Below are 25,275 nucleotides of genomic sequence, written 5' to 3'. Positions count from 1 at the left end.
CGTCGTGCACGTGGCCGACTTGCGCTTCTACTTCGATCCCGTCTGCCCGTTCGCGTGGCTCACGTCGCAATGGGTGCGCACGGTCGCCGCCCAGCGGTCCTACCGCGTGGAGTGGCGCCTGGTCTCCCTCCGGCTGCTCAACGCGCATGTGGACTACGCGGCGCAGTTCCCGCCGGACTACGAGGCCGGCCACACCGCCGGCCTGCACCTGCTGCGCGTGGCCGCCCGGGCCCGGGACGAGCACGGCCCCGGCGCCGTCGGTCCCCTGTACCAGGCGCTGGGCAGCCGCCTCCACGAGCACGAGGAGCCTGCCGGCCCCACGGCGTCCGCGAGCTGGTGACGGATGCGCTCGCGGAGTCCGGGCTGCCGGCAGAGCTCGCCGGCGCGCTGGACGACCGGTCGTGGGACCAGGTGGTCCGCGCCGAGACCGACGAGGCGCTGGCGGCGACCGGCAAGGACGTGGGGACACCGATCCTGCACTTCGCCCCGCCGGACGGGCCGGCCTTCTTCGGCCCGGTGATCAGCCGGCTGCCCGATCCCGCCGAAGCGCTCGAGCTGTGGGACCACGTCGTCGCCCTCGCCCGCTTCCCCGGCTTCGCCGAGCTCAAGCGCAGCCTGCGGGAGCGGCCGCAGCTGGCGTCGGCGGGCGTGGCACCGGGCGAGGTCGGCATCCAGGAGGACTGGCACGGCGGCAGCCGGCGGCTGAAGCGCTGAGCGCCGGAATGAACGGCGGGCCCAGGGCGCTGCCGCCCGCATGAGCGATCTCCTCGACGTCCCCGTCACCACGCTGCAGGGCGCGCCGACGACCGTGCGCGAGCTGACCGGCGGCTCGGCCGCGCTGGTGGTGAACGTGGCCAGCCGGTGCGGTTTGACGCCCCAGTACGGCGCGCTCGAGGCGCTGCACGAGGAGTACGCACCGCGCGGCTTCACGGTCCTGGGCGTGCCGTGCAACCAGTTCCTGGGCCAGGAGCCGGGAACGGCCGAGGAGATCGCCGAGTTCTGCTCCGCGACCTACGGCGTCACCTTCCCCATGACGGGGAAGCTCGAGGTGAACGGGCCGGGCGCCCACCCGCTGTACCAGCGGCTCACCGCCGCCCCCGATGCCGAGGGCAAGGCCGGCGACGTGCAGTGGAACTTCGAGAAATTCCTGGTGAGCCCGTCCGGCGAGGTCGTCGGCCGGTTCCGCCCCCGGACGCTGCCGGACGCGCCGGAGATCCGCACGGCGATCGAATCCCTGCTCCGACCGGAGTAGCAGGGGCGCACTATCCGCGCCCTGGCACTCCACTCCGATGCCGCAGGTAAGGTAAGCCTTCCTTTCCTGCCCTGTCCGCTCGGAGCCGCCCGTGACCGCCACCGATGTGCGCGGTCCGGCGACCCTTACCGGGCGGGGCGGCGGGGCCGGCACCCGCCGACTCGGCGTGCTGCTGCTCCTCCTCGCCCTGGTGGCCGTCGCCTGCCTGGCCAGCATCGCCGTCGGCACCCGGTCCATCGGGCTCGGCGAGGTCTGGCGCGCCCTGCTGGAGGGCGATCCGGCGAGCGAGGAGGCCGTCATCGTGCGGCAGCTCCGGGTGCCGCGCACGGCGCTCGGTCTGCTCGTCGGTCTGGCCCTCGGCGTCTCCGGCGCGCTCATGCAGGGCCACACCCGCAACCCGCTCGGCGACCCGGGCCTGCTCGGCGTCACCGCGGGCGCCAGCCTCGCCGTCGTCCTCTCCATCGCCCTGCTCGGCATCACCACGCCGGCCGGCTACGTCTGGTTCGCCTTCCTCGGGGCGCTGGCCGGCACCGTGCTCGTCTACGCCATCGGCTCGGCCGGCCGCGGTGGGGCCACGCCGGTCACCCTCGCGCTGGCCGGGGCGGCGCTGTCGGCGCTGATGTACGCCCTGGTCCGGGCGGTGCTCGTCAGCGACCAGCAGACGCTGGACTCCTTCCGGTTCTGGGTCGTCGGCTCGCTCGCCGGCCGCAACGACGACGTCGCGTGGCAGGTCGCACCGTTCGTCGCAGTGGGTCTCGTCCTCGCCCTGGCCAACTCCCCCGCCCTGAACCTGCTCGGCCTCGGCGAGGACGTCGCCCGCGGGCTCGGCCAGCGGATCTGGCTGGCCCGGCTGGTCGGCCTCACGGCGATCACGCTCCTGTGCGGCGCCGCCACAGCCGCGTGCGGGCCGATCGCCTTCGTCGGCCTCGTCGTCCCGCATGCCGTGCGCGCGCTCACCGGGCCGGACCACCGCTGGCTCGTCCCCTGCTCCGCCCTGGGCGGCGCCGCCCTGCTGCTCACCGCCGACGTGCTCGGGCGGGTCGTCGCCCGGCCCGCCGAACTGCAGGTCGGCATCGTGCTCGCGCTGGTCGGTGCGCCGTTCTTCATCGCACTGGTCCGCCGCCGGAAGACGGTCGCGCTGTGACCGCGACCCCGACGACGGTGCGGCGTCCGCACACCGTCGTCCGGATGGGGCCGGTCTCCGGCACCCTGCGCCGGCGGCACTTCGCCGTGCCGGTGGCGGCGTGCGTCGCGCTGGTGCTGCTGTCGGCCGTGAGTCTCGGCCGCGGCGACTTCCCGATCGGCATCCCCGACGTGCTGCGCACCGTGGTCGGCCTCGGCGAGGGGCCGCAGAACTTCATCGTGCTCGAACTCCGCGCCCCCAGGGTGGTCGTCGGCGTCCTCGTCGGGCTGGCGCTCGGCGTCGCCGGCGCACTGTTCCAGACCTTCGCCCGCAACCCGCTGGCCTCCCCCGACACCCTCGGCATCACCATGGGCGCCTCGGTCGGTGCGGTCGCGGCGATCGTGCTGGGGGCGGCGGCAGCCTCGCCGGACTGGGCATCCCGCTCGCGGCGCTGCTCGGCGCCCTGGGCACCGGACTGCTGCTGTTCCTGCTCACGTGGCGGGCCGGCATCGACGGCTACCGGCTGGTGCTCGTCGGCATCGCGCTGTGGTCCATCGGCACCGCGCTCACCGACTGGCTGCTCACCAACGCGGAGATCCACGACGCCGCGTCGGCCTACGTCTGGATCACCGGCTCGCTCAACGCGCGGACCTGGGACCACGCCGCGCCCCTGGCCATCGCGCTGGCGGTGCTGCTGCCAGTGGCACTGGCGCTGAGCCGGGTGCTGGCCGTCCTGCAGTTCGGCGACGACACCGCCCGCGGGCTGGGCGTCCGGCTGCAGCCGGCGCAGGCGGCCACCGTGCTGGTCGCCGTGGGCTGCATCGCCTTCGCCGTCTCCGCTGCCGGACCGGTCACCTTCGTCGCGCTGGTCGTGCCGCAGATCGCCGTCCGGCTCACCGGGGGCCCGCGGCCCCCGCTGCTCGCCTCCGGCCTGCTCGGCGCCGTCCTCGTCGTCGGCGCGGATTTGGTCACGCGCACCGTCCTGCCCGAGGCGCTGCCGGTCGGCATCCTGACCGCCGTCATCGGCGCGCCCTACCTGCTCTGGCTCCTGGTCCGCGGAAGGCGGGGATCGACCGTATGACCCAACTGCTCAAGCGCCCGACGGGACCGGTCCGTCTCGCCGCCGAGAGGATCAGCCTCGCCTACGACGAGCGCACCGTCGTCCGCGACCTCGACCTGCAGCTGACCGAGGGCTCGTTCACCGCCATCGTCGGGCCGAACGGCTGCGGCAAGTCCACGCTGCTGCGGGCGCTGGGCCGGCTGCTGCGGCCGACCAGCGGCCAGGTGCTGTTGGACGGGCGGGCCATCGCCCGCACCCCCACCCGCGAGGTCGCCCGCGTCCTCGGGCTGCTGCCGCAGTCCCCGATCGCCCCCGAGGGTCTCACGGTCGCCGACCTGGTCGCCCGCGGCCGGCATCCCCACCAGACCTGGCTGCGCCAGTGGTCCCGGGACGACGAATCGGTGGTCGCCGAGGCGCTGGCGTGGACCGACATGGCCGAGCTCTCCGAGCGCCCCGTCGACGAGCTCTCGGGTGGCCAGCGCCAGCGGGCCTGGATCTCCATGGCGCTCGCCCAGGGCACCGACCTGCTGCTGCTCGACGAGCCGACGACCTACCTCGACCTCTCGCACCAGATCGACGTCCTGGAGCTGGTCGGCCGGCTGCACGCCGAGCGCGGCCGCACCGTCGTCGTGGTGCTGCACGACCTCAACCTGGCCGCCCGCTACGCGCAGCGACTGGTGGCCATGAAGGAGGGCGCCCTCGTCGCGTCCGGGACGCCCGACGAGGTGCTCACCGAACGCCTGCTGGCCGACGTCTTCGACCTGGAGGCGCGGGTGCTCGCCGACCCGGTCACCGGCACCCCGATGGTGGTGCCGGTCCGCCGGTTGCGCTGAGCGCGCGAGCCCCCTTCCGAGGCAAACTTAGGGCAGGCTAACCTTCCTCCGATCGGGATGATCATGCATCCCTGACCCGAGGGAGTTCCGTTGCACCGCACCGCTCGCCGCCTGCTCGGCGGCCTCCTGGCCGTGGGCCTGACCGTCGGGGTCAGCGCCTGCGCCACGGACGACACCGCCACCGAGACCGCCGCCGACACGGGCTGGGAGTTCACCGACGACCTGGGCATCACCGTCGAGCTGGACGAGGTGCCCACGCGCATCGCCGGGCTCAACGACCTGACCGCCTCCCTCTGGAACTACGGGATCGAGCCGGTGGCGACCTTCGGCCAGACCTCGGCCGAGGACGACGTCGCCTTCGAGGGCAGGGACCTCTCGGACGTCGCGATCGTCGGCTCGGCGTACGGCGAGATCGACCTCGAGGCGCTCGCCGCCGCAGCGCCCGACCTGATCGTCACGACGATCTACCCCGCCGACTCGTCGGGGGAGATCGCCGAGGACGCCGCGGGCTACGGCTTCAACGACCTGGCGCAGCAGGAGCAGGTCGCCGAGATCGCGCCGATCGTCACCATCGCCTATCGGGGTTCGGCCGCCGACGTCATCGAGCGGGTGGTCGACCTGGCCGCCTCGCTCGGGGTCGACACCGAGGACGGCGAGGTCGCCGAGGCCCGGGCGGACTTCGAGGCGGCGTCCGAGGAGCTGGCCGCGGCCGCCGAGAGCGGCGTCAGCGTGCTGCCGGTGTTCGCCACCCAGGCCGACGGCTGGTGGATGGCCAAGGCCGCCGACGACCCGCAGCTGAAGCTGTACCAGGACCTCGGCGTGACCTTCGTCGACCCGGGCGGTGACGGCTACTTCTGGCACTCCGTCGGCTGGGAGGAGGTCCCGAACCACCCGAGCGACGTCCTGCTCTACTCGCTGCGGTTCAGCATGACGCCGGAGGAGATCGCCGCCCAGCCGACGGCCGCGCTGCTCCCGGCCGTGGAAGCCGGCCAGCTGTACCCCTGGAAGTACATCGGGCCCGACTACGTCGCCCAGGCGGCCTACATGGAGGAGCTGGCCGGCTACCTCGGCGAAGCCCAGAAGGTCAGCTGAGCGCCCGTAGTGGAGTGGGAGGGCGCGGAAAGTGCGCCCCTCCCACTCCACTCAGCTCGAGAGGGCGGCCGGGGTCTCGGGCAGGGGCGTCGGCGCCGGTGCGGTCCGGGCCGTCTGGGCCAGGACGATCCCCGTCAGGACGACGGCGCCGCCGCCACCTGCCAGGCCGAGAGCACCTGCTCGAGCCACAGCCACGCCACGACCGACGCGAACACCGGCTCGATCGTCGCGACCAGCCCCGCGGTGGTCGGCGGCAGGTGACGCAACGCGGCGATCGACAGCCAGAAGGGCACCATCGCCCCGAGGACGACGATCCACGCGACGAGCAGCCAGAGCGGCAGCTCCACCGAGCCGACGGAGATCGGCACCCGCTCGCCCAGCTGCCCGGTGTCGAACTGCCACCAGGGCGCGGCAACGGCCCAGAAGGCGGCAGCGGCGACGAAGCTCCAGCAGGTGAGCGTCACCGGGTCGCGGGTCACCGTCGCCCGCTCACCCATCAGGTAGTAGGTCGCCAGGCACACCGCCGCCACGAGCGCGGCGAGCACGCCGACCAGGTCGAGCGAACCGCCGTCCTGCCAGACCTCGGCGACCAGCACCAGCCCCGACAGCGAGAGCAGGAGGGCGAGCCAGAGCCGGCTGCGCACCTCCTCGCGGCGCACCAGCCACACGTACAAGGCGATGAAGACCGGCGCGGTCATCTCGAAGACCAGCGCGATCCCGACCGGCATCCGGCCGATCGCCACGTAGTAGAGGAACTGGGTGAGCGCGACGCCGACCACGCCGAAGACGGCGAGGGACGGCACCTCCCGCCAGGTGATCCGCAGCCGCCCGGGCGCGATGACGGCCAGCACCAGCAGCAGGCCCAGCGCGGCGCCGGTGCAGCGCAGCGCGGTCAGCCGCGTCGGCGCGATGCCGGCCTGCAGGGCCAGCGTGGAGACGGTGCCGTTGACCGCGAAGAACGCGGCGGCGGCCAGCGTCAGCGCGTAGCCGATCGGGGGGCGGGCGACGCGGGGCACCCGGGCAATGTAGTCCCCGTCGGTCGCCTTGCCCCCTACTGGCCGCGTGTGGCGCTGAACCGCTGGCGGACCCGGAACTCCGCACCCGGCTCGGCCTCCTCCGCCCGCCATCGGAACGACGTCGGCGTGACGTCCGAGAAGATCCACCGGAGCCGGACACCATCGCGCTCCCCGGCGAGCTCCAGGCCGCCGTGGGCGGGCCGGGCGGAGAACGGGATGACCCAGCCCCGCAGCGGGCCGTGCCACGTGGACCGGTAGGCCCCCAGCTGCTCGTCCCAGAAGCGCAGGCTCAGCCCCCACTCGCCGTCGCGCTCACCGGCGGCCCGGGCGGCGCGCGAGGGGCTGAGCCAGACGTCGGCGAGCGCCCGTCCGTCCAGTGCCCAGCCGAAGTGCCACTCGCCGTCGCTCACCTCGACCGCGCCGTCCGGCGCGACGTCCTCGACCCGGAGATCCCAGCTGCCGATCAGCGGCGCGAAGATCCCGAGCCTTTCGGCCAGCTCGGGTCGCGGAGCCGCTGCGGTGAACACCTCGAGCATGGCGGCACGCTGCCCGTGCGCGGGGCTCAGGTCAAGCGAGAGTGCAGGCCCCACCTGCGCCGCGGGCACACTGGGCACATGGAACCCCGCCCGGCGTGGTCGGACCGGCGGCGGCGGACCATGACCGGCCTGGGCCTCGGTGTCGTGGGCTTCGGTCTCGCCGCCGTCGTCCTGCCCGACCAGTACGGCCTGACGTCGGCGTTCCTGGCGGCGCTCTGCGCGTTCCTGCTCGTCGTGGCGGCGATCGTCTTCGTCGTGATCCCGGGCCCGGACACCCTGCGCACCCTGCTCACCACGGTTCCGTTGGCGGCGCGGTGCTCGTGGTCGCCGTCCTGCTCCTGCTGTCGACCGACGCGGAGCTGCGGTGGCTGTGGACCCTCGTCGCGGTGGCGGCGGCGGCCTGGACGGCCGCGGCGGTGTGGGAGGCCCGGCGCTCCGGCTCCTGACCGGACCGAGAGACTCGGGGGCATGGAGCTCCCGACCGCGCTGTACGAGCCGACGGACGACGGCTATGTGGCGACCGCGCTGACCATCGGCCCCTGGGACCCGGGCCTGCAGCACGCCGGGCCCCCGGCCGCGCTGCTGCTGCGCGCGGCGGAGGCGGCCGGCGGCGTCGAGGGCGGTCAGACGGTGCGCATGGCCTACGACATCTTCGCGCCGGTGCCGGTCGGACCGGTCGCCGTCCGGACGGCGGTGGTGCGCCCGGGCCGCCGGATCGAGCTGGTGGAGGCCGTCCTGACCGGCGCCGAGGACCGGCCGCTCATGCGGCTGTCGGCCTGGCGAATGCGGACCCGGACGGACGGGTCCGCCACGACCGACCTGCCGCACCCGGCAGCCGCCGCCCGGAGCAGAGCCGGCCCGAGGACGCCGCCTTCTTCACCGAGGAGGTCGCCTACCACCGGGCCCTGGAGTGGCGGTTCGCCACCGGCAGCTTCAATTCCCCCGGCCCGGCGTCGGCCTGGACGCGACCGCGGTGCCAGCTCGTGGCCGGCGAGCCCATGACGCCGCTGCAGCACCTGCTGGTGATGACCGACGCGGCCAGCGGCATCTCGGCCGCGCTGGACTGGAGCCGCGCCACCTTCGCCAACGTCGACCTGCTCGTCTCGCTGCAGCGCCCGCCCCGGGGCGACTGGCTGGGCATGGACGCGCGCACGGTCCTCGGCGGCACGGGCGCGGCGCAGTGCACCGCCGTCCTGTTCGACGGCGAGGGCGCCGTCGGCCGGTCGGCCCAGTCGCTGTTCGTGGAGCCCCGCTGACCGCTGCGCCTGGCGGATGCCCGCTCGGACGACGAAGGTGGAGACGATGACTTCCCGATCCTCTGGAGATGCATGGACGCGCTGATCGAGCTGCGGGACTGGCTGTCGGGACGCGGCCTGGAAGTCGTCCTCATCGTCATCGGAGCGGTCTTGCTCGCCCGGTTCGTCTCGTGGGTGGCGTCGAAGATCACCGACCGGATCGACAGCCAGGCCACCGGCGGCGACGCCCTCGTTCGCTCGGAGGCGGCGAAGCACCGTCACTCCCTGATCCAGGTGCTGAGCTGGGCGGCGATCGTGCTGATCTGGTCGGTCGCGAGCTTCTTCGTGCTGGACCGGCTCGGGGTGCCGATCACCGGGCTGGTGGCCCCGACGGCCGCCCTCGGCGTCGGACTGGGCTTCGGCGCGCAGCGGATCGTCGGAGACGTCCTGGCCGGCTTCTTCATCATCACCGAACGGCAGTACGGCTTCGGCGACGTCGTCGCGATCAGCGTGACGGGGGCGGGGGAGCCGGCGACCGGCACCATCGAGGACGTCACGCTCCGCGTCACCCGGATGCGCTCGTCGAACGGCGAGGTCATCACGATCCCCAACGGGGCGATCGCCAAGGTGGTCAACCTGTCCCGCGACTGGGCGCGCGCCGTCGTCGACGTCCCGGTGCCGACCAGCGTCGACGTCAACCGGGTCAACGAGGTCCTCCGCGAGGTGGGACGGGAGGCCTTCCGCGACCCCGGACTGCGGCCGCTGCTCCTCGACCCGCCCAGCGTCATGGGCGTCGAGAGCCTCGACCTCGACCAGGTCAACGTGCGCATGGTCGCGCGGACGTTGCCGGGCAAGCAGTTCGAGGTGGGCCGTGACCTGCGCGCCCGCGTCGTCCTGGCGTTCCGCGACCAGGGCATGAGCGTGCCTCCTCCCACCACGGTCGAGGCCCCGGCCGGCGACGTCCAGCTGGCCCGGGAGGGGGAGCGATGACCGCCCCGCAGGACGGGCGTCCCGAGCAGCAGCCCGAGGTCGCCCCCACGGTCAGCACCGCGCCGGCTCGGTCGCGGTGGTCGAAGCTGCCGGCCCACCTGGGCCGCGCCCGCACCTCGACGGTGGTCCTGGCCGTGCTCTTCGTCGGCCTCGGCCTGCTCTACCTGGAGATCCGGCCCACCCCCACGGGACGAGGACCGACCGCCGAGACCTCGAACCAGCAGCCGGCGTCGACCACGACGCCGGCGGCCCCCGCGACGACGACCCCGCCGGCGACCGACGAGCCGGGCACCACCACGCAGACCCCGACGACGACCGAGGACTTTCCGACGACGACGCCGGGCGAGCCGCCCACGACCACGACGCCGGACGCGCCCACCGGGACCACGGCGCCGACGGAGACCGCACCTCCGGGCCCGGGGACGATGCCGACGACGGTCAGCCCGCCAGGATGAGCCTCAGAACGACGTGACGACGGCGATGCCTGGCTGCCGGCCCACCTCGGCCAGCGCGGCGCCGGCCTCGTCGAGGCCAAGTTCCCGCGTCACGAGGCGACGCGGGTCCAGCCGGCCGGCCGCGATCAGGCCCAGCAGCTCGGGATAGGCGTGCGCGGCCATGCCATGGCTGCCCAGGACCTCGAGCTCGAGCGCGATCACCCGCTCCATGGGCAGCTGCGGCCGGCCGACCGACGGCGGGAGCAGGCCGACCTGCACGTGCCGGCCGCGGGGGCGCAGGCTCCGGACGGAGTTGCCGCACGTGGCCGGGGCCCCGAGGGCGTCCAGCGAGAGGTGCGCACCGCCGCCGGTGAGCTCGGCGACGGCGGCCGGAACGTCGCCGTCCCCGGCCACGAGGTGCTCGGCGCCGAGCTCCCCGGCCAGATCCAGCGCCGCCGGCGACACGTCGACGGCGACCACCCGGGCGCCCGCGGCCACGGCGATCTGGACGGCGGAGAGCCCCACGCCGCCACAGCCGTGCACCGCCACCCACTCGCCGGTCCGCACCCGCCCGACCTGGGCGACGGCCCGGAAGGCCGTGGCGTACCGGCAACCGAGCGCGGCCGCGGTGGCGAGGTCGAGCTCCGCCGCGACGGCGACGAGGTTGACGTCGGCGGCGTCGAGGGCGACGAGTTCGGCCAGCGAGCCCCAGTGCGTGAAGCCCGGCTGCGTCTGCCGCGCGCACACCTGGTGGTCGCCGGTCGCGCACTGCGCGCACCGGCCGCAGGCGTTCACGAACGGGACCGTCACCCGGTCCCCCACCGACCACCGGGTCACCCCGTCGCCGACCGCTGCCACCGTGCCGGCCAGCTCGTGCCCGGGCACGTGCGGCAGGACGACGTCGGGATCGTGGCCCTGCCAGCCGTGCCAGTCGCTGCGGCAGATCCCGCTGGCGCCGACGCGGACGACGACCCCACCGGGCCGTGGATCCGGCTCGGGCACCTCCCGCACCTCGAGAGGACCGCCGAAGGATTCGAAGACCAGCGCGCGCACGGGCGCCAGCCTGCCCGGCGTCGTCCCGGGCCGAACGGGTGCCCACCGCCACCCGCGGGCCGAACCAGCCGGCGTCCACTGGGCGGGACCCATGTTTCACGTGGGACACCGGGTGCCCTTAGGATCGGCGGTGGCTCACGAGAGGCAGCGACAAGCACCTGGCTGGCTGCCCGGCAACCTCTACTCCGTCTGAGGTGCTCCAGGGGAAGAGCCGGCCGGACGGCGCCCGCCGCCCGGCAAGGACGGAGTTCCTCGAGCGCCGCAGGTTCTCCGCGACGAGAGGAGCTGGCGCATGACCGATCCGCAGAGCTGGAGCTTCGAGACCCGGCAGATCCACGCCGGGACCAGCCCCGACCCAACGACCGGCGCCCGCGCGCTGCCCATCTACGCGACCACGGCGTACCAGTTCCGCGACAGCCAGCACGCCGCCGACCTGTTCGCGCTGGCCGAGCTGGGCAACATCTACACGCGGATCATGAACCCGACGCAGGACGCCCTCGAGCAGCGCGTCGCGTCACTGGAGGGCGGCGTCGCGGCGCTCGCGGTGGCCAGCGGCCAGGCCGCGGAGACCCTCGCCATCCTCAACCTCGCCGAGGCCGGCGATCACGTGGTCGCCTCCGCCTCGCTCTACGGCGGCACCTACAACCTGCTGCACCACTCGCTGCCGAAGCTCGGCATCACCGTCTCCTTCGTCGAGGACCCCGACGACCCGGAGAACTGGCAGTCGCTCGTGCAGGAGAACACCAAGGCGTTCTTCGGCGAGTCGATCGGCAACCCCAAGGGCGACATCCTCGACATCGCGACCGTCGCCGAGGTGGCGCACCGCAACGGCGTGCCGCTGATCGTCGACAACACCATCGCGACCCCGTACCTCATCCGGCCGCTGGACTTCGGCGCCGACATCGTCGTGCACTCAGCGACGAAGTACCTGGGCGGACACGGCACGGTCATCGCCGGCCTGATCGTCGACGGTGGGAACTTCGACTGGACGCAGGGCAAGTTCCCCGGCTTCACCACGCCCGACCCGACGTACCACGGCGTGGTCTACGCCGACCTCGGCGCTCCCGCCTTCGCCCTCAAGGCCCGGGTGCAACTGCTCCGCGACCTCGGTCCGGCCATCTCGCCGTTCAACGCGTTCCTCGTCGTCCAGGGCATCGAGACGCTCTCGCTGCGCATGGAGCGGCACGTGGCCAACACCCAGCGGGTCGCCGAGTGGCTCGAGGCGCACGACGCGGTCGACTCGGTGAACTACCCGGGCCTGCCGTCGTCGAGGTGGCACGCCGCGGCACAGAAGTACGCCCCGCGGGGAGCCGGCGCCGTCCTGACCTTCGAGCTGCACGGCGGCCGGGAGGCGGGCCAGAAGTTCGTCGAGGCGCTCGAGCTGTTCAGCCACGTGGCCAACATCGGCGACGTCCGCTCGCTGGTGATCCACCCGGCCTCGACGACGCACTCGCAGCTGACCCCCGAGGAGCAGCTGACCACCGGTGTCACCCCGGGCCTGGTGCGGCTGGCGATCGGCCTCGAGGGGATCGAGGACATCCTGGCCGACCTGGAGGCAGGGTTCCGCGCGGCCAAGTCCGGCTGACGTGGGCGGGTGGGTCGAGGGGGATCCGGCGGGTGACCGCCGGTTCGTCGACCTGCCCGCCCTCTCGCTGGAGCGCGGCGGTCGGCTGCCGGGCGTGCGCGTCGCGTACGAGACGTGGGGCACGCTCGCGCCCGGAGGCGGCAACGCCGTGCTGGTCGAGCACGCGCTGACCGGGGACAGCCACGTGGTCGGCGCGGTCGGTCCGGGACATGCGACACCGGGCTGGTGGGCTGGCCTGGTGGGGCCGGGCGCCCCGCTGGACACCGAGCGGTTCTTCGTCGTGTGCGCCAACGTGCTGGGCGGCTGCCAGGGGACGACGGGGCCGTCGTCGAACGCACCGGACGACGGGCCGTGGGGATCGCGGTTCCCCGAGATCACCGTCGGCGACCAGGTACGGGTCGAGGCGGCGCTGGCCGATGCCCTCGGCGTCGAGCGGTGGGCCTGCGTGGTCGGCGGATCGATGGGCGGCATGCGGGCCCTGGAGTGGGCGGTCGCGCTGCCCGACCGCGTGGCCACGCTGTTCTTCCTGGCGTCCGGTGCGGTGGCCACCGCCGACCAGATCGGGACCCAGACCACGCAGCAGGCCGCGATCCGGGCCGATCCGCGCTGGCGCGGGGGCGACTTCCCGCTCGACGACCCGCCGGTCGACGGGCTGGGCGTCGCCCGCCGGATCGCGCACCTGACCTACCGCAGCGCGTTCGAGCTGGGCGAGCGGTTCGGGACGAGGGTGCAGGACGACGGCCGGTTCGCCGTCGCCTCCTACCTCGACCACCACGCCGACAAGCTCGCCCGCCGGTTCGACGCGGGCAGCTACGTCCTCCTCACCGAGGTGATGAACACGTGGGACGTCGGGCGCGGGCGCGGGGGCGTGGCGGCGGCGCTGTCGCGGGTGACCGCCCGCTCGCTCGTCGCGGGCGTCGACAGCGACCGGCTCTACCCGCTGGCGCTGCAGCAGGAGGTCGCCGACGGGCTGGGCGTGCCCCTGCAGGTGATCGAGTCGCCGTACGGGCACGACGGCTTCCTGATCGAGACGGAGACAGTCGGCAGCCTGATGCGGGACCTCCTCGGCTGACCCGCGAGATCTGCACACTCGTGGCCATCAGCGACTGATGGCCACGAGTGTGCAGATCTCGTGCGTCGGTAGCGTCGGGGACATGAGCTACGACGTCGCCGCGGTGCGCGCCCAGTTCCCGGCCCTGCGTTCCGGCACCGCCCACTTCGACGGCCCCGGCGGCACCCAGGTGCCCGAGCCGGTCGCGCGGGCGGTCGCCGAGACGCTGACCTCGTCGATCGCCAACCGCGGGCGCACCACGGCCGCCGAGCGTCGGGCCGACGACACGGTGCTCGCGGCGAGGGCGGCGATGGCCGACCTGCTCGCCGCGGACCCCCGCGGCATCGTCTTCGGTCGCAGCGCCACCTCGCTCACCTTCGACCTCTCCCGCACGCTGGCCGCCGGCTGGCGTCCGGGCGACGAGGTCGTGGTGACCCGGCTCGACCACGACGCGAACGTCCGGCCGTGGGTGATCGCCGCCGAGGCGGCCGGCGCGACGGTCCGCTGGGTCGGCTTCGACCCGGACACCGGCGAACTGACCGCGGACGACGTCGCCGAGCAACTGGGCGAGCGCACCCGGCTGGTCGCCGTCACCGGTGCCTCCAACCTCATCGGCACGCGGCCGCCCCTGGCCGAGATCGCCGCCCGGGTGCACGCCGTCGGTGCGCTGTTCGCGGTGGACGGCGTCCACCTGACCGCCCACGCACCGGTGGACCTCGGCGCGCTCGGCGCGGACTTCTACACCTGCTCGCCCTACAAGTTCCTCGGCCCGCACTGCGGCGTCCTGGCCGCGGCGCCGGCGCTGCTCGAGACGCTGCGTCCCGCGAAGCTGCTGCCGTCGCCCGACGCCGTCCCCGAGCGGTTCGAGCTCGGCACGCTCCCCTACGAGCTGCTCGCCGGCACGACCGCCGCCGTCGACTTCCTGGCCGGCCTCTCTCCCACGCCCGGCACGCGCCGCGAGCGCTGGTGGCGGCGCTGACCGCGCTCGAGGAGCACGAGGACGAGCTGCGCGGCCACCTCGAGGCGGGGCTGGCCGAGCTGCCCGGCGTCCGCGTCCGGTCACGAGCCGCCGTCCGGACGCCGACGCTCCTGCTGACGTTCGACGGCCGGGACGCCGCCGGCGCGCACCGGTTCCTCGCCGAACGCGGCGTCAACGCGCCCGCCGGCTCGTTCTACGCGCTGGAGCCCAGCCGGTGGCTCGGGCTCGGCGATGCCGGCGGCCTGCGCGTCGGGCTGGCGCCCTACACCGACAAGGACGACGTCGAGCGCCTGCTGGCCGGCCTGCGGGAGTGGCTGGTGAGTTGACGCCGGCGGTCCTCTCTCAGGCCAGCGCGTCGCCCGGGACCATGCCGGCCGGCGGCAGCGGACGGCGGACCACCGGGCGCACCTTGCGCGCCTCCGGCAGCCGCTCGTAGTACGCCGCCGCGTTGCCGCGGATGTGCAGCAGGTCGTCGTCGGTGGCCTCGCGGACCACCTTCGCCGGCACCCCGGCGATGACGGATCCCGGCGGGAACTGCTTGCCCTGCGTGACCACGGCCCCGGCCGCGACGATCGAGCCGGTGCCGATGCGCGCGCCGTTCATGACGACGCTGCCCATGCCGACGAGCACCTCGTCCTCGATGTGCGCGCCGTGCAGCACGACGCGGTGCCCGACGGTGACGTCGCGCCCCACGACGAGCGGGAAACCCGGATCGGAGTGCAGGGTGCACCCGTCCTGGACGTTCGAGCCCTCGCCGATCTCGATGGTCTCGTGGTCGGCCCGGGCGACGGCGCCGTACCAGATGCTCGACCGCGGTCCCATCGTCACCGCGCCCACGACGACCGCGGTCGGCGCGACGAAGGCCTCGTCGTCGATCTTCGGGGCGCCGAAGGGCAGTTGCGCGATGTAGTTGTCGGCCACGCGAGCACTCTCGCACGGGTCGGCCCGGTCGGCAGCCCCCTAGATCAGACCGTGGGCGTGCACCGCCTCGGCGACCTCGAGGAAGCCGGCGACGTTGGCCCCGAGCACCAGGTCGCCGGGTGCGCCGTACTCCTCGGCCGTCTGGTGGCAGCGGGTGTGGATGCCGCGCATGATCTCCTCGAGCTTGGCCTCGCTGTGCTCGAAGGTCCACCGGTCGCGCGAGGCGTTCTGCTGCATCTCCAGCGCCGAGGTGGCCACGCCGCCGGCGTTGGCCGCCTTGCCCGGCGCGAAGGCGACGCCGGCCGCGCGGAAGACGTCCACGGCCTCGGGGGTCGAGGGCATGTTCGCGCCCTCCACGACGTAGCGGCAGCCGTTGGCGGCCAGCACCTTCGCGGCATCGCCGTCCAGCTCGTTCTGCGTCGCGCTGGGGACGGCGACCTCGCAGGGCACGTCCCAGACGCTGCCGCCGGCCACGAACCGGGCCGACCCGCGGCGCTCGGCGTACAGCTCGATCCGCCCCCGCTCGACCTCCTTGACCTGCTTGAGCAGGTCGAGGTCGATGCCCTTCTCATCGACGACGTAGCCGCTGGAGTCGGAGCAGGCGACGGCCATCCCGCCGAGCTGGTGGATCTTCTCGATGCCGTACACGGCGACGTTGCCCGAGCCGCTGACCACCGCGCGCTTGCCGTCGAAGGAGTCACCGGCGGTGTCCATCATGGCCTGCGCGAAGAACGCGGCACCGTAGCCGGTGGCCTCGGTGCGCACGAGCGCACCGCCCCACCCGAGCCCCTTGCCGGTCAGCACGCCGGACTCGTAGCGGTTCGTGATCCGCTTGTACTGGCCGAAGAGGTAGCCGATCTCGCGGGCGCCGACGCCGATGTCGCCGGCCGGCACGTCGGTGTACTCACCGATGTGCCGGTAGAGCTCGGTCATGAACGACTGGCAGAACCGCATGATCTCGGCGTCCGAGCGGCCCTTGGGGTCGAAGTCGGACCCGCCCTTGCCACCGCCGATCGGCATGCCGGTGAGCGCGTTCTTGAAGACCTGCTCGAAGCCGAGGAACTTGACGATGCCGAGGTTGACCGACGGGTGGAAGCGCAGCCCACCCTTGTAGGGCCCGAGGGCGGAGTTGAACTCGACCCGGAAGCCCGGTTGATCTGCACCTCGCCCGAGTCGTCCTGCCACGGCACCCGGAAGATGATCTGGCGCTCGGGTTCGCAGATGCGCTCGATCGTCTTCATCTCGGCGTACTCGCTGTGCCGGTCGAGGACGACGGCGAGTGACTCCAGCACCTCGCGGACGGCCTGGTGGAACTCCTCCTCGCCGGGATTGCGCCGCAGGACCTCCGCGTAGATCTCCTGCACCTTCGCGGGCACGTCGACGTGCACGGTTCCTCCTGAGCTGCGTGGGACGGCGGAGCTCAACGTACGCGCGGCGGTCGAGCGCTCAGGGCACGACCTCCGCCAGCGCCCTGGGAACCTCGGCCGGCAGCTCGCGGGCGAGGAAGCCGAGCCGGCCCACGGACGACGCCAGCCGCTCACCGGCCCGCCCGTGCAGATAGGCGCCCCAGACCGCGGCCTGGGCCGGGTCCGCCCCGCGAGCCAGCAGACCGCCGGTGATGCCGGCGCGCACGTCGCCCGAGCCCGAGACGCCCAGGCCCGCGTTGCCGCTCTCGTCCTTCCACAGCCGGCCGTCCGGAGCGGCGATCCAGGAGGTCGTGCCGCCGAGCCCCACGGTCGCCTGCGCGCGGGAGGCCAGGTCGAGCGCGGCCCGGGCGGGATCGTCGGCGATCGCATCGGTGTCCCGATGCAGCGCGTGGGCGATCTCGGTCGGGTTGGGCGTGAGCACCACCCGGCCCTCCAGGTGCAGGAGGCACTGCTCGTCGGCGGTCACGGCGGCCAGCCCGAGGGCGTCCAGGGCCAGCGGGCCGCGCAGGTGCGGCAGCAACCGCTCGCCGAAGGCCTGCGTCTCCTCCTGGTCCTGCATGCCCGGACCGATGAGGACCGCGTCGGCTCCCTCCGCCAGGTCGCGGACGGTGTCGGCGGCGGCGGCGCTGACCGCGCCGCCGTCGGTCTCGGCCAGCCCGAGGACGAGGGCCTCGGGGAGCGCCGCCGCGACGAACGGCGCGAGCGACGACACCGTGGCGACCTGCAGCTTGCCCGCACCGGCGCGCATGGCCGCCTCGGCGGCCAGCAGCACCGCGCCCACGGTCCGGGTGCTGCCGCCGATGACGAGGATGGAGCCGCGGGCGTTCTTGTCGCCCGTCGGCTCGGGCAGCTGCCAGCCACGGAGGACCTCCGTCGTGACCGGCGTGGGCTCAGGCGGGCTGGGCGGCATCGGGCTCCTCGGTGACGTGCTCGTCCTCGGCGACCAGGTGGTCGACGACGTTGAACTCCGCCAACCGGAGATATCCGTCGGCGTCCATCTCGTAGCGGGTGAAGGAGGCGTTGGCGACCTGGTGCTCCCGGTCGACCTCGAGCAGCTCCTGCTCGGTCAGCTCCTCGAGCACGTACCGGAACACCATGATCACGGCCTGGTGCGCCACGACGAGGAGGCGCTCGCAGTCGTGCCGCAGCGCCTCGGTCGCCAGCAGGCTGCGGATCCGCAGGGCCACGTCCGCCCAGCTCTCGCCGCCCGGAGGGCGGTAGTAGAACTTGCCGAGCAGGTCCCGCCGACCGGCCTCGTCGGGGAACTGCTCGCGGATGCCGGCGCCGGTCATGCCGTCGAAGGCGCCGAAGTCCCGCTCCCGCAGCCGCTCGTCGGTGCGGACGCGGACGCCGAGCCCGTCGGTCGCGAGCGTCGCCGTGGTCAGTGCACGGGCGAACGGTGAGCTCAGGACGGCGGTCGGTCGCTCCTCCTCGGGCAGCCCGGCCAGATGGCGGCCCAGTGCCTCCGCCTGCGCGCGGCCGGTGTCCGACAGGGGGACGTCGGGGTCGCGGACGTCGAGCTCGAGCCGGCCGGCGCCCGCCTGCTGAGCCTTCGCGTCGGCGACGTTGCCCATGCTCTCGCCGTGCCGCACGAGCCAGATCACCGACGGTCCCGGTCCCCGGTCGCTCACGACTCCTCCTCGCTGGTCACGCGGGAGGCGGTAGCCGCGCAGCGGAGGTGCGAAACCGTCGGTACCCGGCGGCAGGATGAGGTCCGTGACGCTGCCGACCGACCTGCCGGTGCTCGCCTTCGCCGACCAGGAGGCCCTCGAGGAGTGGCTGGAGGCCGAGCACGCCACAGCGCCGGGCCTCTACGTGAAGCTGGCCAAGAAGGGTTCCGGCGTGCCGTCGATCAACTGGGAGCAGATGGTCGAGGTGCTGCTCTGCTTCGGCTGGATCGACGGCCGGGCCAACCGGCTCGACGACCGGTACTACCTGCAGCGCATCACGCCCCGCCGGTCGCGCAGCGTCTGGTCGCAGAAGAACGTGGCCACGGTCGAGCGCCTGATCGCCGAGGGGCGCATGCGACCGGCCGGTCTGGCCGCGGTCGACGCGGCGAAGGCCGACGGCCGGTGGGAGCGGGCCTACGCCGGACCGGCGACAGTCACCGTTCCCGACGACCTCGCCGCCGCTCTCGACGCCGAACCGGCGGCCCGCACGGCGTTCGACGGGCTGGACGGCCAGAACCGCTACGCCGTCCTCTGGCGGGTGCACACCGCACACCCGCCCGCGACCCGCGCGAAGCGGATCGCGAACCTGGTCCGGATGCTCGCCGAGGGCGGCGCATCCACTAGCTAGACGGAGTCGGTGCCGGGCCGCTCGGCCCAGAAGGACGCGTCCCGCTGTCGCCACCACAGCATCAGGACGACGCCGGTGAGCAGCACGCCCACCCCGATCACCAGGGGCGGGCCGAGCCCCAGCCAGGCCTGCCCGGTGTAGGAGTTAGCGACGTCGGCGAGGTCGCGCACCGACAGCACCAGCAGCCAGCCGAGCAGGCCCGCCCCGACGAGCGGGCCGACGCCGAGCAGCAGGAACTCCCGGACGCCGCGGAGCAGCCGGCGGCGGAAGTACACGGCGCAGGCCAGGCCGGTCAGCGCGTAGTACAGCGCGATGAGCAACGAGAGCCCCGTGATCGAGTCGTAGAGCGCGTTCTCGCTGAGCAACCCCACGCCGACGTACCAGGCGATGGCCACGACCGCGACCCACCAGGTCGACACGTCGGGCGTCCGGTGCCGCGAGATCGACGCGAACCGCCGCGGCAGCGCCGCTCGTCGCGCCATCGACAGCCCGGTCCGCGACGCCGGGATGATCGTGGTCTGCGTCGAGGCGATGGCCGAGGTCGCCACGGCGAGCAGCACGACCCAGTCCCAGCCGCCGAGCGCCTCGGTCGACAGCAGCGCGAAGACGGCCTCCTCCTCGCCGGCATTGCCGGCCAGCCACTGCGTCCCCGCGAAGGAGACGACGGCGGTGGCGACGCCGAGGTAGGTCAGCAGCAGGACGACGGTCGAGAGGACGGCCGCACGCCCCGGCGCCGTCCTGGGGCCGGCCGTCTCCTCGGTGAGGTTGACCGCCGACTCCCAGCCCCAGTACGCGAAGACGCCGAGCAGCAGCCCGCCGGTGAGGGCGCCTCCTCCCGCACCGAAGGGGTCCAACCAGTTCCAGGACGGCTCGAGACCGCCGAACGGGCTCTCCCCGCCGATCCCGCGCACGAGCGCGACGACGGCGAAGACGCCCAGCGCCACGGTCTGCGCCACGATCAGCGCGTTCTGCACCCGGGCCGAGAGCTCGGTGCCCCGCACGCAGACCCAGGCCATGAGCAGGATGAGGGCGGCGGACAGGCCGGTGACCGCGAGCGGTGACCCGGTCCAGCCGTCCAGGCCGAGGGCCAGCAGGCCGAAGGTCACCCCGACCTCGGCGAGCGAGCCGAGGACCAGGACGCCGGTCATCGTGATGGCCCAGCCGCCGATCCACCCGGCCCACGGCCCCATCGCCCGGGTCACCCACGAGAACGTCGTCCCGCAGTCGGGGTCGGCGCGGTCGAGGGCGGCGAACGCACCGGCGATGAGCAGCATCGGCACGAACGAGGCAGCAGGACGCCGGGTGCGTGCACCCCCACCAGGGCGACCACCGGCCCGATGATCGCGGCCAGCGAGTAGGCCGGGGACGTCGAGGCGAGCCCGATGACCAGCGCGTCGACGAATCCGACGGCGTCCGGCCGGAGGGTCCTCGCCGCCGGCGGCCGGACGGCGCTGCCAGGGGAGCTCACCGGCACCGTTCTCCCAGCCGGCGGGCCGGAGGGCAAGTCAGCCGGTGAGGCGGACGGCCCAGCGGTAGCCGGCCTGGTCGACGCTGGTCACGGCGACCGGGGAGCCGTAGGTCCGGGCGTGCACGATCATCCCGTTGCCGATGTACAGGGCCACATGGCTGACCGGTGTGTAGTAGAAGACCAGGTCACCGGGCTGCAGCTCCGACCGGGAGACCTGCTGCCCCATCGTCGACTGGGCCCGGCTGGAGTGCGGCAGCGTGTAACCGGCGGCGGCGTACGCGTAGGACGTCAGGCCGGAGCAGTCGAACCTGTCCGGACCGGTACCGCCGTGCTGGTAGGCGTCGCCGACCTGGGCCAGCGCGGTCTCGATCGCGATCGCGACGGCGCTGCCGGGGACGACGGGCAGGTCGACGGCCGACGGCGCCTGGATCGCGCGGCCGGCGATCGACTCGGTCACCACGGTCTGCTCGGCGGCCGAGAGCCGGGCGAAGTCCGCCTGGTACTCCGTGGCCTTCCGCTCGACCTCGGCCTTCTGCTCGGCCAGCTTCCCGAGGCCGGCCGCGGCGGTCGCCGCGGCGGCGTCGGCGGCGGCCTGGGCCCGCTGAGCTTCTGCCTGCGCGGCCGCCACGCGGGCGACGACGCGGTTCGTGTGGTCGGCGATCATGTCCAGGGTCGTCATCTGCTGGACGAGCTCGGCGGCCGACTCGCTGGTGAGGAAGGCGGCGACGCGGGACTGCGTCTTGCCCGTGTAGCCGCTCTGGGCGATCGCACGCAACGCCGGCTCGAACTCGGCCAGGGCGGCCTGGGCGTCCCGCGCCTGCTGGGCGGCGGTGGCGGCGGCCTGCTGCTGCGCCGCCACGATGAGCTCGGCCTCGTGCACCTGCTCGTCGATCACGGTCAGCTGGTGCGCGGCCTCCTCGACCAGCTTCCGCGCCTCGGCGGCGGTTCCCGGCGTGGCGCCGGCCGGTGCCGGTGCCAGCACGCCTGCCACCACCGCCACGAGAGCGGAGCCGACGGTCAGCACGGCGCGAGCGCGCCGCCGGGGGTTCCTGCGCCCGGTGGACATCTGCCTGGCCTGCACCGTCCGCCTCCGTCTGCTTGCGCCGGGCCCGGGGAAGGGGCCGCGTTGGATGCGCGTCGAAACGGACGGTAGGGATTCGGTGTCGACAAGTAGCGGACGACTCGCTGATCGGTTCCCGCGCAGCGCCCCGCCAGTCACAGCTGCCTCAGGCGCGCGCACGAACCACTTCCCTCCCCCGGCGCTCCGCGGGACGAGGTAGAGGGCGCAGAAAGCACTCCGGGGGCGCTGGCGCGCCCCCGGGCGAGTCAGCCACCCGGCGGGGTGGCGGGAGATGGGTGGACCGGTCTCAGCCGGCCAGCGGCTCCTGGGCCTGCAGGCTCGCGACGGTCTCGAGGTCGCGGAGGATCGCGGCCAGCTCGTCGGCCGTCCACGGCTCGCAGCACGTGCAGTCCGCGTCGAAGGTGGCCAGGCCGAGCTTGCCGCCGGCCTGGTCCTCGGCGATGGCCAGGTGACCGGCGGACGGATGCCGGTGGCACGCGCACGCAGCGGCACAGAGGCCCAGGCCCCAACCCGAGATGACGACCGTGCGGCCGTCGTCGCGGACCTTGCCCACCTGGAACACGGACGGCTTGGAACTCCTGGTCATGGGAGCCTCCCCTCGACAGTCCCGGGAAAGGCGGGACCTTGTGCACGCTGGAAATTGCGAACGTGACCGATGTATCGGCAGGAATGGAGTGGTACTGAATCCCTCGACCGAATCTGGTCCCGTCCGCGGGTTTCGAGCTGTCGCTCTTCCGGTACACAGCGTAATTGGCCCAGCACGCCTCGTCGCCGTCACTTTCCACCAGGCATCCCGGTGGGCGTTGGCGTATGTGCACCGCCGAGGTCCGGTTCCGGTGACCGGCGGGGCGGGTGTGACCCGCGAGATGTGGCGACTCAGCTCGCGGGGCTCACGCTGCTCATGTTGAAGTCCGGCACCCGCAGCGGCGGCATCGCGGCGCGGGTGAACCAGTCGTTCCACTCCCGCGGCAGCGTCCGCTCCGTCAGCCCCGCCTGCACGGTCCGCCCGAGCAGGTCGACCGGCGACTCGTTGAACCGGAAGTTGTTCACCGCCCCGCTGACTTCGCCGTTCTCCACCAGGAACACGCCGTCGCGGGTGAGGCCGGTCAGGAGCAGGGTCTGGGGATCGACCTCGCGGATGTACCAGAGCGTGGTGAGGAGCAGGCCGCGTTCGGTGGCGGCGACCATCTCGTCGAGCGAGGCGGTCGCGTTCGGGTCCTCGAGGATCAGGTTGTCGACTCCCGCCGTCGCCGGCGCCGTCGTCCGCAGCGCCCACGCGCGGGGGCGGATCAGGTTCGCCAGCGTGCCGTCCTCGATCCACTTCACCGCCGGGCACGCCATGCCGTTGTCGAAGACCGACGCGGAACCGGACGAGGCACTCACCACCTGGAAGGGCGCCGTCTCCAGCCCCGGCGCGGCCGGATCGCTGCGCAGGGTCAGCGGCAGCGCGGCCAGCCGCTCACCCGTGCGGTTGCCGCCCCCGGCCTTCGCGAAGACGTTGCGGCCCTCGTCGGCATCCCGGGACTCCATGGTCCAGTAGAGGTAGATCATCAGGTCGCTGACGGCCGAGGGCGGCAGCACCGTCTCGTACCGTCCGGCAGGGAGCTCGATCCGCCGCTGCGACCAGGCCATCTTGCGCTGCACGTCGGCGGCGAGGTCGGCCACCGACACGTCGCGGAAGTCGCGGGTGCCGGTGCCGGCCCAGACCGACCGGCCGAAGTCAGGCGTCTTGCCGTTCAGCTCGACCCGGCCGGTGGGCTGGTCGTGCCGGAGCCGTAGCCCGGTGGAGCTGCCCAGGTAGACGGTGCGCATCGAGTGCTCGGCGAACCCGAAGAGCAGCTCGCCCCGGTCACGGGCCTCGCCGAAGGCCTGACCCAGTGCGGGGGCGAACTCGCCGAACACCCCGATGGAGGTCTCGGCGGGGTCGGCGTCCCAGTCGCCGTTGCCCGCCGGGGGGTCGCTGATCAGCGGGACGGCGTCCTCGGCCGGGCCGGCGTCCCGGGCCGCCCGCTCGCTCGCGGCGACCAGCTCGGCGACGTCCGGCGTCCCGGTGCGGGTGACCGTGCCGGCGGCCATCCCGGCACCACCGTCGACGAAGGAGATGACGACCACCGAGCGAGAGCGCATGGCGCCGTTGGTCGTGAGGCTGTTGCTGGCCCACCGCAGGTTCGCCTCGGAGCTGTCCACCACGAAGGTGACCTGGCCGTGGGCGGTCGACAGCGCGAGAGCCTTCTCCACCAGTTCCTGGGCGCGCAGGACGCTCATCGGCCGGCCTCCTGCACGGTGTTGAGGATGTTCACGTTCTCGAACAGCGCGGTCGGGCAGCCGTGGCTGACCGGTGCGACCTGACCGGGCTGGGCCTTGCCGCAGTTCATGGCGCCGCCGAGCACGTAGGTCTGGGGGCCGCCGACGACCGACATGGCGCCCCAGAAGTCGGTGGTCGTCGCCTGGTAGGCGACGTCCCGGAGCTGGCCGGCGAGCCGGCCGCCCTCGATCCGGTAGAACCGCTGGCCGGTGAACTGGAAGTTGTACCGCTGCATGTCGATCGACCAACTCTTGTCGCCGACGACGTAGATGCCGCGCTCGACCCCGGCGATGATCTCGTCGGTCGACGGCCCGTCGGGCGCCGGCTGCAGCGACACGTTGGGCATCCGCTGCACCGGCACGTGACCGGGGGAGTCGGCGAAGGCGCAGCCGTTGGACCGGGGCATCCCGCGCAGCCGGGCCATGTTGCGGTCGACCTGGTAACCGACGAGGACGCCGTCCTTCACGATGTCCCACTGCTGTCCGGCGACGCCCTCGTCGTCCCAGCCGACCGTCGACAGGCCGTACCGCGCGGTCCGGTCGCCGGTGACGTTCATCAGCGGCGACCCGTACTTCAGAGTGCCGAGCTTGTCGACGGTGGCGAAGCTCGTCCCCGCGTACGCGGCCTCGTAGCCCAGGGCCCGGTCGAGCTCGGTGGCGTGCCCGATCGACTCGTGGATGGTGAGGAACAGGTTCGAGGGATCGATGACGAGGTCGTAGCGGCCGGCGTCGACCGACGGCGCCTTGGTCTTCTCCCGCAGCAGCTCGGGGATCTCGGCCAGCTCGCCGCGCCAGTCCCACCCGCTGCCGGTCAGGTACTCCCAGCCGCGGCCGACCGGCGGCGCGAGGGTCCGCATGCTCTCGAACTGCCCGGTGGCCCGGTCCACGGTCAGCGCGGTGAACTCCGGGTGGATGCGCACCCGCTGCTGGCGCGTCCGCGTGCCGGCGGTGTCGGCGTAGTACTTCTGCTCCTTCACGTGCATGCAGCTGCTCTGCACGTGCTCCACGCCGTCGGCGGCCATCAGCTGCTCGGAGAGGTCGACGAGCAGCGCCGACTTGTCCGCGTCGGGCACCGCGAACGGGTCGACGTCGTAGTCCGACACCCAGGTGGCATCGGGGTAGACCGGCTCGGGAGCCAGCTCGACGCGGTCGGTGTTGATCGCCGCCGACACCTGGGCCACGGCGACGGCCTCCTCGGCCAGCCGAACGGCCTCGGCCGCGGTCAGGACGACGCCGGCCGCGAAGCCCCACGTGCCCTCGTGCACCACGCGGACGGCCAGGCCGAGGTCCTCGGCGTCGGTGAACGCCTCGGGCCGGGCGTCCCGCAGCGTGATGGTCTGCGTCCGGATCCGCTCGACCCGGATGTCGGCGTGCTCGCACCCCAGGTCGACCGCCCGGGTCAGGGCGGCGTCGGTGAGCGCGGACAGCGGCAGGGCGAGGAAGGACTCGTCGATGGCGCGGGCTCCTGGCACGGCCCCCTGTCTACCAGGGATCGTTCGCACCGCTACAGATCGCGCGACTCCGGTGTGCCGATCGT

28 protein-coding genes, 2 pseudogenes and 1 riboswitch are annotated in these 25,275 nt (G+C 73.5%); of the genes and pseudogenes, 18 read left to right on the top strand and 12 right to left on the bottom strand.

What is annotated here, in order from left to right; translation table 11 throughout:
• Nucleotides 1-10: 10 nt before the first annotated feature.
• From MVA48_RS17290 to MVA48_RS17255, 8 genes and pseudogenes are all read left to right on the top strand, one after another.
• The gene (locus tag MVA48_RS17290; RefSeq protein WP_246981996.1) at nt 11-340 is read left to right on the top strand and encodes a mycothiol-dependent nitroreductase Rv2466c family protein; all 330 of its coding nucleotides are present in this window, start codon (nt 11-13) and stop codon (nt 338-340) included.
• A complete protein-coding gene (locus MVA48_RS17285) occupies nt 337-714 on the top strand; it encodes a mycothiol-dependent nitroreductase Rv2466c family protein (protein WP_246981994.1) in 378 nt (125 codons plus the stop codon). The genes MVA48_RS17290 and MVA48_RS17285 overlap by 4 nt, the downstream gene beginning before the upstream one ends.
• A gap of 40 nt (nt 715-754) precedes the next feature.
• Nucleotides 755-1,252, top strand: a complete 498-nt coding sequence (locus tag MVA48_RS17280) for a glutathione peroxidase (RefSeq protein ID WP_246981992.1) — start codon at nt 755-757, stop codon at nt 1,250-1,252.
• Between the two features lie 91 nt (nt 1,253-1,343).
• A complete protein-coding gene (locus MVA48_RS17275) occupies nt 1,344-2,396 on the top strand; it encodes a FecCD family ABC transporter permease (protein ID WP_246981990.1) in 1,053 nt (350 codons plus the stop codon).
• Between the two features lie 44 nt (nt 2,397-2,440).
• Nucleotides 2,441-2,734: pseudogene (locus MVA48_RS17270) on the top strand (iron chelate uptake ABC transporter family permease subunit); the annotation flags it as partial.
• Between the two features lie 71 nt (nt 2,735-2,805).
• Nucleotides 2,806-3,456 (top strand): FecCD family ABC transporter permease, encoded by a 651-nt coding sequence (locus MVA48_RS17265; protein ID WP_246989280.1) that lies wholly within the window; start codon nt 2,806-2,808, stop codon nt 3,454-3,456.
• Nucleotides 3,453-4,268 (top strand): ABC transporter ATP-binding protein, encoded by an 816-nt coding sequence (locus MVA48_RS17260; RefSeq protein WP_246981989.1) that lies wholly within the window; start codon nt 3,453-3,455, stop codon nt 4,266-4,268. Before MVA48_RS17265 ends, MVA48_RS17260 begins: the two co-directional genes overlap by 4 nt.
• Before the next feature lie 90 nt (nt 4,269-4,358).
• The gene (locus MVA48_RS17255) at nt 4,359-5,360 is read left to right on the top strand and encodes an ABC transporter substrate-binding protein (protein ID WP_246981988.1); all 1,002 of its coding nucleotides are present in this window, start codon (nt 4,359-4,361) and stop codon (nt 5,358-5,360) included.
• A gap of 134 nt (nt 5,361-5,494) precedes the next feature.
• Here MVA48_RS17255 and MVA48_RS17250 read toward each other — a convergent pair whose 3' ends face one another.
• Entirely contained in the window at nt 5,495-6,376 is an 882-nt protein-coding gene (locus tag MVA48_RS17250; protein WP_246981987.1) for an EamA family transporter, read from the bottom strand.
• A gap of 35 nt (nt 6,377-6,411) precedes the next feature.
• On the bottom strand, nt 6,412-6,912 hold the full coding sequence (locus tag MVA48_RS17245; RefSeq protein ID WP_246981986.1) for a hypothetical protein: 501 nt from the start codon (nt 6,910-6,912) through the stop codon (nt 6,412-6,414).
• Between the two features lie 314 nt (nt 6,913-7,226).
• On the opposite strand from MVA48_RS17245, the gene MVA48_RS23585 reads away from it, so the two are divergent.
• From MVA48_RS23585 to MVA48_RS17225, 5 genes and pseudogenes are all read left to right on the top strand, one after another.
• A complete protein-coding gene (locus MVA48_RS23585) occupies nt 7,227-7,358 on the top strand; it encodes a hypothetical protein (RefSeq protein ID WP_256461087.1) in 132 nt (43 codons plus the stop codon).
• Nucleotides 7,359-7,380: 22 nt separating this feature from the next.
• A pseudogene (locus tag MVA48_RS17240) lies at nt 7,381-7,638 on the top strand (acyl-CoA thioesterase domain-containing protein); the annotation flags it as partial.
• Nucleotides 7,639-7,688: 50 nt separating this feature from the next.
• Entirely contained in the window at nt 7,689-8,168 is a 480-nt protein-coding gene (locus MVA48_RS17235; RefSeq protein WP_246989278.1) for an acyl-CoA thioesterase domain-containing protein, read from the top strand.
• Between the two features lie 72 nt (nt 8,169-8,240).
• Nucleotides 8,241-9,137, top strand: a complete 897-nt coding sequence (locus tag MVA48_RS17230; RefSeq protein WP_246981985.1) for a mechanosensitive ion channel family protein — start codon at nt 8,241-8,243, stop codon at nt 9,135-9,137.
• A complete protein-coding gene (locus MVA48_RS17225) occupies nt 9,134-9,592 on the top strand; it encodes a hypothetical protein (RefSeq protein ID WP_246981984.1) in 459 nt (152 codons plus the stop codon). Before MVA48_RS17230 ends, MVA48_RS17225 begins: the two co-directional genes overlap by 4 nt.
• Nucleotides 9,593-9,595: 3 nt before the next feature.
• Here the strand turns inward: MVA48_RS17225 and MVA48_RS17220 are convergent, their stop codons facing one another.
• A complete protein-coding gene (locus tag MVA48_RS17220; RefSeq protein WP_246981982.1) occupies nt 9,596-10,624 on the bottom strand; it encodes a zinc-dependent alcohol dehydrogenase family protein in 1,029 nt (342 codons plus the stop codon).
• A gap of 133 nt (nt 10,625-10,757) precedes the next feature.
• Nucleotides 10,758-10,873, top strand: a riboswitch (SAM riboswitch).
• Nucleotides 10,874-10,916: 43 nt separating this feature from the next.
• Between MVA48_RS17220 and MVA48_RS17215 the strand changes: the two genes are divergently transcribed.
• The 4 genes from MVA48_RS17215 (at nt 10,917) to MVA48_RS23580 (ending at nt 14,565) form a co-directional block, all read left to right on the top strand.
• On the top strand, nt 10,917-12,209 hold the full coding sequence (locus MVA48_RS17215; protein ID WP_246981980.1) for a bifunctional o-acetylhomoserine/o-acetylserine sulfhydrylase: 1,293 nt from the start codon (nt 10,917-10,919) through the stop codon (nt 12,207-12,209).
• A 1-nt stretch (nt 12,210) separates the two neighbouring features.
• On the top strand, nt 12,211-13,281 hold the full coding sequence (gene metX / locus MVA48_RS17210) for a homoserine O-acetyltransferase MetX (protein ID WP_246981978.1): 1,071 nt from the start codon (nt 12,211-12,213) through the stop codon (nt 13,279-13,281).
• Nucleotides 13,282-13,363: 82 nt separating this feature from the next.
• Nucleotides 13,364-14,239 (top strand): cysteine desulfurase-like protein, encoded by an 876-nt coding sequence (locus MVA48_RS17205; protein ID WP_256461086.1) that lies wholly within the window; start codon nt 13,364-13,366, stop codon nt 14,237-14,239.
• Nucleotides 14,227-14,565, top strand: coding sequence for an aminotransferase class V-fold PLP-dependent enzyme (locus MVA48_RS23580; protein ID WP_256461085.1), 339 nt, complete (start codon nt 14,227-14,229; stop codon nt 14,563-14,565). Before MVA48_RS17205 ends, MVA48_RS23580 begins: the two co-directional genes overlap by 13 nt.
• Before the next feature lie 16 nt (nt 14,566-14,581).
• On the opposite strand, the gene MVA48_RS17200 is transcribed toward MVA48_RS23580, so the two are convergent.
• From MVA48_RS17200 to MVA48_RS17185, 4 genes are all read right to left on the bottom strand, one after another.
• Nucleotides 14,582-15,160, bottom strand: coding sequence for a gamma carbonic anhydrase family protein (locus MVA48_RS17200; protein ID WP_246981976.1), 579 nt, complete (start codon nt 15,158-15,160; stop codon nt 14,582-14,584).
• A gap of 39 nt (nt 15,161-15,199) precedes the next feature.
• Entirely contained in the window at nt 15,200-16,345 is a 1,146-nt protein-coding gene (gene gdhA / locus MVA48_RS17195) for an NADP-specific glutamate dehydrogenase (RefSeq protein WP_441300189.1), read from the bottom strand.
• A 261-nt stretch (nt 16,346-16,606) separates the two neighbouring features.
• Nucleotides 16,607-17,497 (bottom strand): NAD(P)H-hydrate dehydratase, encoded by an 891-nt coding sequence (locus MVA48_RS17190; protein WP_246981974.1) that lies wholly within the window; start codon nt 17,495-17,497, stop codon nt 16,607-16,609.
• Entirely contained in the window at nt 17,478-18,218 is a 741-nt protein-coding gene (locus MVA48_RS17185) for a histidine phosphatase family protein (protein WP_246981972.1), read from the bottom strand. Before MVA48_RS17185 ends, MVA48_RS17190 begins: the two co-directional genes overlap by 20 nt.
• Nucleotides 18,219-18,303: 85 nt before the next feature.
• Between MVA48_RS17185 and MVA48_RS17180 the strand changes: the two genes are divergently transcribed.
• A complete protein-coding gene (locus MVA48_RS17180) occupies nt 18,304-18,885 on the top strand; it encodes a YdeI/OmpD-associated family protein (RefSeq protein ID WP_246981971.1) in 582 nt (193 codons plus the stop codon).
• Here MVA48_RS17180 and MVA48_RS17175 read toward each other — a convergent pair.
• The 5 genes from MVA48_RS17175 to MVA48_RS17155 all read right to left on the bottom strand — a co-directional run bounded on the left by MVA48_RS17175 (nt 18,882) and on the right by MVA48_RS17155 (nt 25,210).
• Entirely contained in the window at nt 18,882-20,159 is a 1,278-nt protein-coding gene (locus tag MVA48_RS17175) for an APC family permease (protein WP_246989276.1), read from the bottom strand. The genes MVA48_RS17180 and MVA48_RS17175 overlap by 4 nt on opposite strands.
• A 231-nt stretch (nt 20,160-20,390) precedes the next feature.
• On the bottom strand, nt 20,391-21,434 hold the full coding sequence (locus tag MVA48_RS17170) for a C40 family peptidase (protein WP_246981970.1): 1,044 nt from the start codon (nt 21,432-21,434) through the stop codon (nt 20,391-20,393).
• Between the two features lie 286 nt (nt 21,435-21,720).
• Nucleotides 21,721-22,020, bottom strand: coding sequence for a hypothetical protein (locus MVA48_RS17165; protein WP_246981969.1), 300 nt, complete (start codon nt 22,018-22,020; stop codon nt 21,721-21,723).
• A 290-nt stretch (nt 22,021-22,310) separates the two neighbouring features.
• Nucleotides 22,311-23,699: a metallopeptidase TldD-related protein gene (locus tag MVA48_RS17160; protein ID WP_246981968.1), complete on the bottom strand. Its 1,389-nt coding sequence runs from the start codon at nt 23,697-23,699 to the stop codon at nt 22,311-22,313.
• A complete protein-coding gene (locus MVA48_RS17155) occupies nt 23,696-25,210 on the bottom strand; it encodes a TldD/PmbA family protein (protein ID WP_246981967.1) in 1,515 nt (504 codons plus the stop codon). Before MVA48_RS17155 ends, MVA48_RS17160 begins: the two co-directional genes overlap by 4 nt.
• Nucleotides 25,211-25,275: the final 65 nt, after the last annotated feature.

The organism is Blastococcus sp. PRF04-17 (assembly GCF_023016265.1).
In the GTDB taxonomy this organism is placed as follows: domain Bacteria; phylum Actinomycetota; class Actinomycetes; order Mycobacteriales; family Geodermatophilaceae; genus Blastococcus_B.
The sequence above is the reverse complement of the archived record's forward strand: the minus strand, read 5'-3'. Positions and strand labels throughout refer to the sequence as shown.